This is a genomic window from Hydrogenophaga sp. IBVHS2 (genome assembly GCF_002127215.1).
GTDB lineage: Bacteria > Pseudomonadota > Gammaproteobacteria > Burkholderiales > Burkholderiaceae_C > Hydrogenophaga.
Genome location: NZ_NFUT01000001.1, coordinates 935622 through 948742 on the forward strand (window position 1 = coordinate 935622; position 13121 = coordinate 948742).

13 protein-coding genes are annotated in these 13121 nt (G+C 69.5%); 9 read left to right on the forward strand and 4 right to left on the reverse strand.

From position 1 onward, the window contains the following. Window positions 1–6: 6 nt before the first annotated feature. The 7 genes from CAP38_RS04530 to CAP38_RS04560 are packed head-to-tail and all read left to right on the forward strand — an operon-like array spanning window position 7 to window position 6320. The gene (locus CAP38_RS04530) at window positions 7–798 is read left to right on the forward strand and encodes an SDR family oxidoreductase (RefSeq protein WP_086119647.1); all 792 of its coding nucleotides are present in this window, start codon (window positions 7–9) and stop codon (window positions 796–798) included. Window positions 799–802: 4 nt separating this feature from the next. Next, window positions 803–1231: a PaaI family thioesterase gene (locus CAP38_RS04535; protein WP_086119648.1), complete on the forward strand. Its 429-nt coding sequence runs from the start codon at window positions 803–805 to the stop codon at window positions 1229–1231. A gap of 37 nt (window positions 1232–1268) precedes the next feature. After that, window positions 1269–2285, forward strand: coding sequence for an NADP-dependent oxidoreductase (locus CAP38_RS04540; RefSeq protein ID WP_086119649.1), 1017 nt, complete (start codon window positions 1269–1271; stop codon window positions 2283–2285). 8 nt (window positions 2286–2293) lie between these two features. After that, window positions 2294–3952, forward strand: a complete 1659-nt coding sequence (locus CAP38_RS04545; RefSeq protein ID WP_086119650.1) for an isovaleryl-CoA dehydrogenase — start codon at window positions 2294–2296, stop codon at window positions 3950–3952. 20 nt (window positions 3953–3972) lie between these two features. Continuing rightward, window positions 3973–4908: a glutathione S-transferase family protein gene (locus tag CAP38_RS04550; RefSeq protein WP_086119651.1), complete on the forward strand. Its 936-nt coding sequence runs from the start codon at window positions 3973–3975 to the stop codon at window positions 4906–4908. Then, window positions 4905–5387, forward strand: coding sequence for a GNAT family N-acetyltransferase (locus tag CAP38_RS04555; protein WP_256924259.1), 483 nt, complete (start codon window positions 4905–4907; stop codon window positions 5385–5387). Before CAP38_RS04550 ends, CAP38_RS04555 begins: the two co-directional genes overlap by 4 nt. Window positions 5388–5414: 27 nt before the next feature. After that, window positions 5415–6320, forward strand: coding sequence for an SDR family oxidoreductase (locus CAP38_RS04560; RefSeq protein WP_086119652.1), 906 nt, complete (start codon window positions 5415–5417; stop codon window positions 6318–6320). 15 nt (window positions 6321–6335) lie between these two features. Here CAP38_RS04560 and CAP38_RS04565 read toward each other — a convergent pair whose 3' ends face one another. The 4 genes from CAP38_RS04565 to CAP38_RS04580 all read right to left on the reverse strand — a co-directional run bounded on the left by CAP38_RS04565 (window position 6336) and on the right by CAP38_RS04580 (window position 10251). After that, window positions 6336–7502: an SEL1-like repeat protein gene (locus tag CAP38_RS04565; RefSeq protein WP_086119653.1), complete on the reverse strand. Its 1167-nt coding sequence runs from the start codon at window positions 7500–7502 to the stop codon at window positions 6336–6338. Then, window positions 7499–9265: a DUF4384 domain-containing protein gene (locus tag CAP38_RS04570; protein ID WP_086119654.1), complete on the reverse strand. Its 1767-nt coding sequence runs from the start codon at window positions 9263–9265 to the stop codon at window positions 7499–7501. The genes CAP38_RS04565 and CAP38_RS04570 overlap by 4 nt, the downstream gene beginning before the upstream one ends. A gap of 7 nt (window positions 9266–9272) precedes the next feature. Continuing rightward, a complete protein-coding gene (locus tag CAP38_RS04575) occupies window positions 9273–9728 on the reverse strand; it encodes a hypothetical protein (RefSeq protein ID WP_256924260.1) in 456 nt (151 codons plus the stop codon). Between the two features lie 85 nt (window positions 9729–9813). After that, window positions 9814–10251 carry a hypothetical protein gene (locus CAP38_RS04580; protein WP_086119655.1) on the reverse strand — a complete coding sequence of 146 codons (438 nt, stop codon included), beginning with the start codon at window positions 10249–10251 and terminating at the stop codon, window positions 9814–9816. Between the two features lie 455 nt (window positions 10252–10706). On the opposite strand from CAP38_RS04580, the gene CAP38_RS04585 reads away from it, so the two are divergent. After that, window positions 10707–11444: a response regulator transcription factor gene (locus tag CAP38_RS04585; RefSeq protein ID WP_086119656.1), complete on the forward strand. Its 738-nt coding sequence runs from the start codon at window positions 10707–10709 to the stop codon at window positions 11442–11444. Next, window positions 11444–12871, forward strand: coding sequence for a sensor histidine kinase (locus tag CAP38_RS04590; protein WP_086119657.1), 1428 nt, complete (start codon window positions 11444–11446; stop codon window positions 12869–12871). The genes CAP38_RS04585 and CAP38_RS04590 overlap by 1 nt, the downstream gene beginning before the upstream one ends. Window positions 12872–13121: the final 250 nt, after the last annotated feature.

Here is a 13121-nt window from a genome sequence, read left to right on the forward strand (position 1 = left end):
GACCCCATGACCCGCAACGTTCACCAGCTGTTCGACCTCAAGGGCCGCACCGCGCTCATCACCGGCGGCTCGCGCGGCCTGGGCCTGCAGATGGCCCATGCCCTGGGCGAGGCCGGCGCGCGCGTGCTGATCAGCTCGCGCAAGGCCGAGGACCTGGAAGCCGCCACCGCCGAGCTGCAGGCCGCCGGCATCGATGCCCGCTGGGTGGCCGCCGACTGCTCGAAGGAAGACGACATCCGCCGCCTGGCCAGCGAGACCGCCCAGCGACTGGGCGATGTGGACATCCTGGTCAACAACGCGGGTGCCGCCTGGGGCGCCCCGGCCGAAGACCACCCGGTCGAGGCCTGGGACAAGGTCATGAACCTGAACGTGCGCAGCTATTTCATCCTGAGCCAGCTCGTGGCCAAGGCCAGCATGATTCCGCGGCGCACCGGCAGCATCATCAACACCGCGTCGATTGCCGGCCTGGGCGGCAACCCGCGCGACATGAAGACCATCGCCTACAACACCTCCAAGGGCGCGGTGATCAACTTCACCCGCGCGCTGGCGGCGGAGTGGGGCGCCCACGGCATCCGCGTGAACGCCATCTGCCCGGGTTTCTTCCCCAGCAAGATGACCGCCGGCACCCTCAAGGCCATGGGCGAGGAACGCCTGGCCGCCCACGCCCCGCTGGGCCGCCTGGGCGACGACGAAGACCTCAAGGGCCTGACCCTGCTGTACGCCAGCGACGCCGGCAAGCACATCACCGGCCAGTGGCTGGCGGTGGATGGCGGTGTGAGCATCATCACGGGCGGGTGATCGTTTGGAATTCTCTGTCCGCATTCCCTTCGTCGAGCTGCTCGGCTTCGAGCTGCGCCGCATGGACGGTGGCGAGGCCGAGATCGCTTTCGATCCGGCCGCCGACCACCTGAATTCCTTCGACGTGATCCACGGCGGCGCCAGCATGACGCTGCTCGATGTGGTCATGGCGCATGCGGCCCGGTCGGTGCAGCCCGACATGGGCGCCGTCACCATCGAGATGAAGACCAGCTTCATGCGCGCCGCCCAGGGCCCGGTGGTGGCCAAGGGCCGGCTGCTGCACCGCACCGCCACCATGGCCTTCACCGAAGGCCAGGTGTTCAACGCCGCCGGGCAGCTGTGCTGCCACGCCACCGGCACCTTCAAGTTCGTGCCGCGCCTGCCCACCGGGCCGGCCAGCACGAAGGAACTCAACCGGGTGAAGACCGACTGACCCGGTCTGCCCATTTCACGCTCACCGGAGAACCCCCATGCCTGCCAACCGCCAGATCCTGCTCGACAACCGCCCCCAGGGTGAAGCCACCGTCTCCAACTTCAGGCTGGTCACCACCGACACGCCGGCCCTGGCCGACGGCCAGGTGCTGGTGCGCCACCACTTCCTCAGCCTGGACCCCTACATGCGCGGCCGCATGAACGACAGCAAGAGCTACGCCGCGTCGCAGCCGCTGGGCGAGGTCATGATCGGCGGCACCGTGGGCGAGGTGGTCGAATCGAAGCACCCGAAGTACAAGGTGGGCGACCAGGTGGTCGGCATGGGCGGCTGGCAGGAGTACAGCGTGGTCGATGCCAACCAGCCTGGCGCGCTGCGCAAGGTGGACACCACCCATGTGCCCCTGAGCCACTACCTGGGCGCGGTCGGCATGCCCGGCGTGACCGCCTGGTACGGCCTGGTGAAGATCATCGAACCCAAGGCCGGCGAGACGGTGGTGGTGAGTGCGGCCACCGGTGCCGTGGGCAGCGCCTTCGCCGCCCTGGCCAAGGCCCGTGGCTGCCGCGTGGTCGGCATTGCCGGCGGCCCGGACAAATGCGCCTATGCCGTCAACGAACTGCACTTCGACGCCTGCATCGACTACAAGCTGCACAAGGACATGTACTCGCTGGCCAAGGCCCTGAAAGAGGCCTGCCCGAACGGCATCGACGGCTACTTCGAGAACGTGGGCGGCATGGTGCTCGATGCCGTGCTGCTGCGCATGAACGCCTTCGGCCGCATCGCCGTGTGCGGCATGATCGCCGGCTACGACGGTGCGCCCCTGCCCATGGCCAACCCGGCCCTGATCCTGGTCAACCGCCTGAAGGTGCAGGGCTTCATCGTCAGCGAGCACATGGAAGTCTGGCCCGAGGCCCTGACCGAACTCGGCACCCTGGTGGCCACCGGCAAGCTCCGCCCGCGCGAGACCGTGGCCCAGGGCATCGAATCGGCACCGGAAGCCTTCATGGGCCTGCTGCGCGGCCGCAATTTCGGCAAGCAGCTGGTCAAGCTGATCTGAGGTCGGCGGTGTCGGCCACGCACGAGGTCTTCAACCAGCCTGCGCCGCTGCAGGATGTGAACCTGTTCGACATCCAGCGGCCGCTGCAGTCGGCCCTGCGGCTGCACGCGCCCGACCTTGATGTGGCCCCGCTGCGCGCGCTGGGCCTGCTCGCCGGCAGTGCGGACATGCAGCAGCACGCCCGGCTGGCCAACACCCACCCGCCGCAGCTGCACACCCACAGCCGCTTCGGCCACCGCATCGACGAGGTGGAATTCCACCCCTCGTACCACGCGCTCATGGCGGCCGCCACCGGCGCCGGCCTGCACGGCAGCGCCTTCGGCGCCGAGGCCCAGGCCACCGGCCATGCCCACCTGCGGCGAGCCGCCGGTTTCATGCTGTTCACCGAGCTAGAACCCTCCATCCTGTGCCCCGTCTCGATGACCTATGCGGTCACGCCGGCGCTGCAGTCCAACGCGGCGGTTTATGCCGACTGGGGACCGGGACTGACCTCGCGGGCCTACGACCCGGTGCTCAAGCCCTGGCATGCCAAGGCCGGCCTGACCATGGGCATGGGCATGACCGAGAAGCAGGGCGGCTCGGACGTGCGGGCCAACACCACCCGGGCCGAACCCGACGGATCGGACGCCTGGGGCGAGCGCTGGCGCATCACCGGCCACAAGTGGTTCTTCTCGGCCCCGATGTGCGACGCCTTCCTGGTGCTGGCGCAGACGCCGGGCGGGCTGTCCTGCTTCTTCCTGCCCCGGGTGCTCCCCGAATGGGCCGGGGGCGGCCTGAATGCGCTGCGCATCCAGCGCCTCAAGGACAAGCTGGGCAACCAGGCCAACGCCAGCTCCGAGGTGGAGTTCGTGGGTGCCACCGCCTGGCTGGTGGGCGAGGAGGGCCGGGGCATCCCGCAGATCCTGGCCATGGGCACGCTGACCCGGCTCGACTGCGCGCTGGGCACCGCCGGCCTGATGCGCCAGGCGCTCAGCCTGGCCCTGCACCACACCACCCAGCGCAAGGCCTTCGGCAAGTTCCTGATCGACCAGCCGCTCATGCAGAACGTACTGGCCGACCTGGCGCTCGAATCCGAGGCCGCCACCGCCCTGGCCCTGCGGCTGGCCCACAGCTTCGACCGGCCCCACGACCCGCATGAGCAGGTGATGTCCCGGCTGCTCACGCCGGTGGCCAAGTTCTGGGTCTGCAAGCGCGGCAGCCACTTCGCGCAGGAGGCCATGGAATGCCTGGGCGGCAACGGCTATGTGGAGGAGGGTGGGCAGGGCGTCATGGCCCGCATCTACCGCGAGATGCCGCTCAACTCCATCTGGGAAGGCGCCGGCAACATCATGGCGCTCGATCTGCTGCGCGCCCTGCGCAAGGCCGATGCGGCCGCCGCACTGGCCCATGAACTGGCGCCGGCCCGCGGCATGCACCCGGCGCTCGACCGGCTGGCCGCCCAGCTGCCGCTGCGGGTGGAGGCCATGGCCACCGAGATGGAGGCCCGCCGGCTGGCGCAGGACGTGGCCCTGGCGGTGCAGGCCGCGCTGCTGGCGCGCACCGCGCCGCTGGCGGTGTTTGCGGCCTTCTGCGATTCGCGCATCGGCGGTCACTGGGGCTACAGCTTCGGCTCGCTGAACGCCGCCACCGATTTCGGGGCGATCATCGATCGCGCCCGCCCACACTGACATTCACGCCGGAGAGCACCATGGCCGACCTGATCCTGCACCACTACCCCACGTCCCCGTTCTCCGAAAAGGTGCGCCTCATCCTCGGCCACAAGGGGCTGGCCTGGAAGAGCGTGCACATTCCGCGCATCATGCCCAAGCCGGACGTGCTGGCACTCACCGGCGGCTACCGCCGCACGCCCTTCCTGCAGATCGGCGCCGACATCTGGTGCGACACCGCGCTCATCGCCGAGGTGCTGGACCATCACCAGCCCGAGCCGCCGCTGTACCCGGCCCATGCCCGGGGCCTGTCCCGCGTGCTGGCGCAGTGGGCTGATGGCACCCTGTTCTGGGCCGCCATGGGCCACAACCTCAGCCCCAAGGGCGCTGCCGCCCTGTTCGCCGGTCAGCCGCCCGAGGCGGCGGCCGCCTTTGCCGCCGACCGGGGTGCCATGCGCACCAACATGACCGTGCTGCGCCCGGCCGACGCCACCTCGGCCTACCGCAGCTACCTGCGGCGGCTCTCCAGCATGCTGGACGACCAGCCCTTCCTGCTGGGCGAAATCCCCTGCATTGCCGACTTCGCCGCCTACCACCCGCTGTGGTTCAGCCGGGTGGTCAACCCGGCCATGGCCGGCGTGCTGGAGGCCACCCCCGACGTGCTGGAGTGGATGGACCGCATGGCCGCCATCGGCCATGGTCGGTCCGAGGCCCTGTCGTCGGCCGACGCCATCGCGGTGGCCCGCAGCAGCCAGCCGGCCGCCCTGTCCGACGAGGTCTTCCAGGACGACCACGGCATCGCCCTGGGCAGCCGGGTGACGGTGGCGCCCGAGGCCTTCGGCACCGAGCCCACCGAGGGCATCCTGCGGGCCGCCACCCGCACCCGGTACACGCTGGAACGCACCGACGAGCGCGCCGGCACGCTGCATGTGCATTTCCCGCGCGTGGGCTTCGTGCTGAGGGAAGTCAAGGCTTGAGCCGTCCCGACCCCACCGGCCTGCACTGGCGCTGCCTGCCCTTCGGTGCCCTGCAGCCAGCCACGCTCTACGGCATGCTGCGGCTGCGCAGCGAGGTGTTCGTGGTGGAGCAGCGCTGCCTCTTCCAGGACATGGACGGGGCGGATGCCGACTGCATGCACCTGCTGGGCGAACAACCCGCCCACGGCGCCGGCACGCCGACCCTGCACGCCTATGCCCGCCTGGTGCCGGCCGGCCTGAAGTTCACCGAAGCCAGCATCGGCCGGGTCGTGAGCGACCCCGCGCTGCGGGGCACCGGCCTGGGCCATGTGCTGATGGCGCAAGCGGTGCAGACGCTGATGGCGCTGTGGGGGCCCCAGCCCATCCGCATCGGTGCCCAGGCCCACCTGCAAGGCTTCTACCGCCGCCACGGCTTCGAGACCGCCGGCCCGATCTACGACGAAGACGGCATCGACCATGTCGAGATGCTGCGCCCCTGACCCCCACAACCCAGAAGGAGACATTCCATGATTCAGGACTTTGCGGGCCGCACGGCCGTGCTCACCGGCGCCGGTTCCGGTTTCGGCCTTGAATGCGCCCGCATCGGCGCGCAGCGCGGCATGAAGCTGGTGCTGGTGGACGTGCAGCAGGACGCGCTGGACCGCGCCGCCGCCGAACTCACGGCCGCCGGTGCCGAGGTCATGGCGCGCCGGGTCGATGTGTCCAGCGCCGACGAGATGGAGGCCCTGGCCAACGACGTGGTCGCCCGTTTCGGCGCGCCGCATTTCGTGTTCAACAACGCGGGTGTCGGTTCGGGCGGCCTCATCTGGGAAAACTCGGTGCGCGACTGGGAGTGGGTGCTGGGCGTGAACCTGTGGGGCGTGGTGCATGGTGTGCGCCTGTTCACCCCGCACATGCTGGCCGCCGCCGAGGCCGATCCCGCATGGCGTGGCCACATCGTCAACACCGCGAGCATGGCCGGCCTGCTCACCCCGCCCAACATGGGCATCTACAACGTGAGCAAGCACGCGGTGGTGAGCCTGACCGAAACCCTCTACCAGGACCTGCGCCTGGTCACCGATCAGGTCGGCGCCAGCGTGCTCTGCCCGTACTTCGTGCCCACCGGCATCAGCCAGAGCCACCGCAACCGGCCCGGCGACATGGCCACCGAGAAACCCACCCGCAGCCAGCTCATCGGCCAGGCCATGAGCGACAAGGCGGTGAGCTCGGGCAAGGTGACGGCCGCCGAGGTGGCCGCCCTGGTGTTCGACGCCATCGCCGCCGACCGCTTCTACATCTTCAGCCACCCCCGCGCGCTGGGCAACGTGCGCACGCGCATGGAAGGCATCGTCAACGCCACCAATCCGGTCGATCCGTTCCTGGAGCGGCCCGAGATCGGCGAGCAGCTGCGGGCCGCCTTGCGCAAGGGCTGACGCCCCGCCGCGCGGTCAGGGGCCGGTGGTCTGACCGCGCCAGCGCGGCGGCACCAGATCGCTCAATGGCGTGGGCTCGCGCTGCCACGGGCTGGTGGCCGATGCCCGCGCCGTGCCCACACCGGCGGTGCCGGGTTCGATCTGGCTGAGCTGGCGCATCCAGGTGAAGTCGACCTGGCCTTCGGCCGTGGGGCGGGAGTAGATCAGCGCCAGCATCTGGCGCGCGGCGGTGTTGCCCTGGGCCTCGGCCTGCCGGTACAGACGGATCGCTTCGCTGTAATTGGCCGGCACGCCATTGCCCTGGTGGAAGCGGCGGGCCAGCGCATAGGCCTCGTCGGCGCCCACCGTGCGGCCCGGCAGCACGATGGTGTTGTCCATGCCGAGCAGGGTGACGCCGTTGCCCGGCTGGGCCGGCTCGGCCGCCACGGTCGGCGCGGGACCGGCGCGCAACCGGTCCTCCAGCACGCGGACATTGGCGGCTGCAGCCGGCAGGATCGGGGCAAGCGCCTTCAGGCCTGCCAGGGCGTCGCTCTCGCGGCCGGCTCCGGCCTGCTCGAGCGCGATTTCCAGGCGCGCGTGCGAATTGCCGGCGCGCGCGGCGCGCTGCAGCAGATCGCGGGAGACGGCTTCGGCCTGCGCGCCGGCCGCACCGTCCAGCACGGGCGCACGCTGGCGCAGCAGCCACTCCAGATGGGCCGCACGGCCCGGGTCGGTGCGGCGGAGGATCGCGATGGCCTCGCGGGCCTGCTGGGGATCGGCCGTGCTGCCGCAGCCGTCGATGGCGCACCAGGCCACGGCGGCCGGGGCGAGCCGGGCGCCCAGTTGACGGGCCCGCTCGAACCAGAAGCGGGCCTGTGCGTCGTCGCGCGGCAGCGTGGCGCCGTGCAGGGACAGCAGCCCGAGCAGCCAGGCCGCCTCGGCGGCGTCGGCCCGGGACTTGCCCCGAAGGCTGGCCACCGGTTGCGATGCCTGGGCCTGCACGCGCGCCAGCTCGGCACTCTGGTCCGGACGTGATCCGGGCACAGGGCTGGCCAGCGCCGGTTCGCTCACCGGAGCCGGGTCGAACACGGGCGCTCCGGCGGCCCGGGTCTGGGCCAGCGTGGTGGTGCAGCCCCAGGCCAGCACGACCGCCAGCAGCGCCCCCGGCGCCCGGGCGTGACGGACCGGCGCGTCGGCGCTCATCGGGTGGGCGCTGCAGCGGCGGGTGCAGCCGGGGCAGGGGCGGGAGCAGGGGCCGCAGCCGGGGCAGGTGCCGCAGCCGGGGCAGGTGCCGGACGGCGCGGACCGACGGTCCAGTTCACCCGACCCAGGCTCACTGCCTCGGCCCCCACGGCGTCGGTGTAGGCCTTGGCCACGGCATCCAGACCACGAACCTCGGGCATGGGCTTGAGGGCAGCGCCCTGCAGCGGTGCCGGCAGCCGGGCCATCACGTCCTCGCCGGTGGCGGCGCAGAGCACGCCTTCCTGGCCCGGCGCGGTGGTCGCCAGCACGAAGCCGGGGTTGGGGCTCATCCAGTCCGGGATGCGCACCGCCTGGTTGCCGGGCACCACGGCCTGGGTGGCGATCGGGTTGGGGATCAGGCGCATCACGTTGCCGGCCGAGTCCGACAGGTAGCACGACAGGTGGGACGCCTGTGAAACCGTGGCCGACAGGAAGACCTGCTCACCCACCTCGAACACGGTGCGGCCGAGCAGCACGTTCTCGATCTGCAGGTCGATGCTGCGGGTCGGCGTGCGCTGGCCGTAGGCCAGCCCGGAAGAGGGCACCGGCTGGTCGGGACCTTCTGCCGGCTGGACCGGGGTGGGGTCCTGGCTCATCCAGCCGTAACGGGTGAGCTGGCCGTTGGCGTCCAGGGCCACGAAGTCGCGCAGCACCCGCTCGTAGGTGGGGAAGTTCACCGTGCCGGTCACGACCATGCGCTGGTCGGCCTGGAAGCGGGCCAGGGCGCGGCGGAAGGCCAGGCTGTTGACCGGCGGGGTGGCGTCGCCCCCCGGCAGGTAGCCCTTGGCCACCAGCGATCGGCGCACCAGACCCTGGTGGACCTTGTCGCCGCCCTCGTCGTACCAGTCGCGCAGCTGGCGCTGGAAGTCGGGGTGGTTCTGTTCCAGGGTGAGGCACTGCCAGTAGGGCACACGGGCCCACTTGCCCACCAGCTCGATCATGGCCAGCTCGACCAGGGTGCGGATGGCCGCACCCGTGCCCTGGGCGTAATCGCGCCCGACGTTGAACTGCAGGCCGTAGTCGCCGATGCGGCCGGCCACGTCCAGGCCCTGGCCGCCGGTGCCGATGATCACCTCGTTGGCCGAGTCCATGCCGGGAATGAGCGTGCGCGAGCGGAAATCGCCCAGGTGCAGCTCCAGGCCCACCACGGTGACGTTGCGATCGCGGCTGTAGCCGGTTTCCAGGCGGGAGCCCGAGGTGCCGGCATCGAAGCGGTTGCTCAGCACGTTCTGGTCGACGAAGGCCACGGCCCCCGAGATGTAGAGCGAGGGTCGCTGCAGCTGGATCTGGTTGTTGTTGAGCAGGATGGTGGTGAGGTTCTGCACCGTGTCCTGCCGGGCGATGTCGACCTCGTAGTCGACATAGCGGAAGGCATTGCTCAGGCGCGACATCTGCGAGAGCGCCGTGATGATCATCTCCTTGGTGGCCACCGGCACGCGCAGGGAGGCATCGGGGATGAGCTTGCTGGTCACCAGGGTGGTGGTGATGTTGGCCTCGCGCAGCATCTGGTCCATGCACATCAGCGAGTCCGAGAAACTGGAGACCGAGCGCACCGGGCGCACGGTGGGCCGGGAGGCGGCGTTGCCGTAGCTCTGGTACTGGGCGTCCTTGCGCGGGTCCATGGGGGTTGCGCAGCCGGCGAGCACCAGCACGGTCGACAGGCAGGCCATGCCGAGCCAGCGGCTCAGGGGTTGGCGGGGAGCGGGCGAGGCAGGGGCGGTCATGGCTGGCTCAGTTGCAGATGTTCACCAGGTCGCCACGCAGCACGACGATCTGGTCCTGGGCTGGGGCGCCAAAGCGGTTGGCGGCGTTGGTGGTCTGCGTGGCGATTTCCTGGGTGCAGGAGCGACGGAAACCATCGGTGGTGGCGGTGGTGACCACGTCGGCGTCGGTGTAGATGCCGTCGGTGTTGGCCGAGTAGGCCTTGGCGGTGTACCGCGACACCTTGGCCCGCATCCAGGCGGGCATCTGGGAGGATTGATCCAGGCCGGTCGATCTGGGCTGGTTGTTCAGCGGCAGGCCGGTGGGCGCCACCCGCTTGGTCAGCACCAGGGGGTCCTCGCCGGGGGCCGACTGGGCCCAGGCCGATGCGCCCAGGGCGCACAAAAGACCGACGGCCAGCGCGCGCAGCGGGGCGGCCGGCCGGCAGGAGAAAAGGGTGGCTGGGGCCATGGTGGATCGCGGCATGACTTTCTCCAGATCGACGGTGATTGCGCGAAACAAAACCCACCGGGCCGCTGCCGTCGGCAGCCGCACCGGTGGGTCGGACCGATCAGCGGCAGGTCGAGCAGCTGGTGTTGGTCGACACGTTCTGCACGGCGGTGGCGCCGAAGGCAGCCTTGTTGATCAGGGCCGACTTGGAAGCGGCCACGATCTGCAGGGAAGCGGCGTCGATTTCCACGTTGCCGACGTTGGAGGCCAGGTTCTGGCGGGCTTCGCCACCCAGGGCGGCGTTCATCACCAGGCTGCGCTCGGCGGCCACCAGCTGCAGCTGCTTGCCGCCCACGTCGACGTTGCCGGCGTTGGTGGCGATGTTCTGCACGGCGGTGCCGGCGACAGCGGCGTTGATCACGGCGGTGTTCACCAGCACCGTGGCCTGGATGGAGGGATCGTTGATTTCCGGACCCTGGCTGCTCGAGGAGTTGCTCGGCGGGGTGGCGAAGGCGGCGCTGGCGCTGAAGGCGAGGGCGATGAGGGCGATCTTTTTCATGGTGACTCCTGGGTTGGTCTGTTCAAGGACCGGTCCGGGCACCATGCCCGTCCGGCAGGCCTTTTGGCATTCCGCCCCGGTGCGGTATCGCGTTCGGTGCGGGGCTGTCTGGCCTGGGAAGAAGTGTGACTTTTTGTTCAAATGTGTCCAATCGTTGCGGCCGCGTAGTCAGATCGAACTAGCTTGCCGCCGTTCCTATGGATACTTCGGTACGCATCCACGCCCGCTGGCGGTTGCAGAAACGCTATTCAATCAATAGCTGAATCGGCGACTTTGGCGAGTAGTTACTGGATGTAACTTTGCAATCCGTTTGAAACATTCTTCTGCAAAATACATGCTTCGGTACGAAAAAGCCCCCCTGAATACGGGCAAACTCGATCGAAATTAATCCCAACGTACGCATGACCCGTGCGCGATGGACTACCGAAGCGCAGAACGACACGAGGAGACCCGCCATGCATCCCGCCGACGAAGCCGTCCCTGCCGCCACCCTTCCCGCCACGCCCTCGGCGCCCTGGCCCGGCCATCTGGTGGGGCAGTCGGAGCGCCCGGTGCGGGTGCTCCTGGTGGACGACGACGCCCACCTGCGCCGGGTGGTGGCCGGCGAGCTGCTGGCCGACCACCGCATCGAGCTGGTGGGGCAGGCCCAGAGCCTGCGGGAGGCGCGGTTGATGGCCTCCCGCCATGCCTTCGATGTGCTGCTGGTCGACCTGAACCTGGGCGACGGCAGCGGTTTCAGCCTGATCGAGCAGGTCCGGCACAAGAACCCGATGGTGGAGGTGGTGGTGATCTCCGCGCTGGCGGACGACCAGCATGCGCTGCACGCCTTTGAACTCGGTGCCATGGGCTACCTCATCAAGCACGACTGCTTCGGCAACTTTGCCCAGGCCGTGCTGCAGGTGGTCAATGGCGGCGCTGCCATCACGCCGGCGCTGGCCCGACGCCTCATCCAGCGGCTGGATGCCAGGCCGGCGGGCGTGTCCGGACAGCTGGCGGCCTGCGAATCGCTGTCGGATCGGGAGCGCGAGGTGCTCAAGATGGTGGCCGCCGGCTACACCAACCCCGAGATCGGCGAGCGTCTGGCCATCAGCGGGCTCACGGTCAATGCGCACATCCGCAACATCAACCGCAAGCTGCAGGTGCGGTCCCGGGCACAGGCCGTGAGCCGTGCCATGGAGCGTGGACTGCTCTGATGGCACTGCGTTTGCCCAAGCCTGCCGGCAGCGGCTGGCCAGGCGCGCAGACCTGGTTGCTGGCCTTCACCGGCCTGCTGGTGGTGCTGACCGGGCTGCGGGTGGTGCACTGGCGCTGGACGACGACGCTGCGCAACGTCGAGGAGGTGGCGCTGGACCTTGCGCTGGCCTTCACCGTCATTGCCTGCCTGTCGTTCGGCACCTTCACCCGGGGGCTGGAGCGTTGGGCGCCGGCCGAAGACCGGCCCGATGTGCGCCGGCGCACCATGGACCGGAGTTTTGCGGCGCTGCTGCTGGTGGTGCTGTCCTTCAGCCTGCTGCTGCGCTGGTGGCCCGTCGACCCACCCGTGCCGGCCCGGGTGGTCACCGCCGTGGCCTACCAGCTGCTGCAGCTGGCGGCGTGCCTGTTCCTGCTCCTGTCCACCCGGCTGTTGTTGCCGGGCGCGGTCGGCATCGCCGTGGGCCACTGGGTGCTGGGCAGCCTGCTCGCCGTGCTCGGTCTGCTCGATCCGTCCATCCACGACAACAGCCTGGCCGCCTGGCGTCTGGTCAATGCCGTGCTGCTGGGTCTGCAGTTCGGGCTGCTGGCGCGGCACGTGTTCCGGCATTTCGACCTGTCGGGCGGGCTGGTGCTGGTGGTGGGGCTGATCGGCCTGGGCGTGGCGCTGAACGATCTGCTGCACCCGGATCTGCTGCTGCTCAGGATCGGCCTGACCCATTGCATGCTCGGCGGCTGCATGGGCATGTTGTGGATGTTCGCCACCGGCCGGGTGCGGCTGCCGGCGTCGACGCCGCCTGCAGCACCGGCACCGGTGGGTGAGGCACTGGTCGATCAGGAACGCAAGCGGCTGGCCCGCGAACTGCATGATGGGGTCGGGGCCCATCTCGTCAACATCCTCTCAGGACTGGACCGGTCACGGCCCGAGCAGCAGGCATTGGCCCATGCGCTGGAGGAGTGCCTGTTCGAGGTGAAGAACGTGGTGGACGTGATGGACGCATCGAACGAGTCGGTGATCGACGGGCTGGCCCAGCTTCGCTGGCGTCTGCGCCCCACGCTGGAGCGTCTGGGTGTCGAGCTGGGCTGGTCGGTCGACATCGACGGCCCCCTGTCCGAGGTGCGCGGCGAGGTGCGCCACGAGGTGCTCCGCATTGCCCACGAGGCGCTGGCCAACGCCATCAAGCACGCCGGTGCGCGCCGGATCGAGCTGGCTTGCCGCTTCGACGGTGTGGCCCGTGCGCTGATGCTGGAGGTCCGGGACGACGGGCGCGGGTTTGTCACCACCCGATCCGTGCTGCGCGGCAAGGGCGTGAGCGGCATGCGCCGACGCGCGGCGGGCATCGGTGGGCGCCTGCGCCTGGCCGCCGATCCGGGCGCCGGCACCCGGGTCGTGCTGACCGTTCCGATGGCGAAGCCGCTGGCGACCTGAGTTCCTATCTTCTTGTTACAAGCGGGGCCCTTCGGGGCCCTTTTTTTTCGTTCTTGTAGTACCTGGGTGGTAGGGCAATTACATAACGTTACAAAAGCAACAAATACAGATGTTCAGAGATGATTTGCTTCAACTGACGCGGCTTAAGCCTTGATTCATTGAAGTTTTTGATTCGTACCAACGTATGCATGCGTGGAAAACGTCACTCGAACGGGGGGGGTCTGAGTAGTCATTGGGTAACAAATCACGG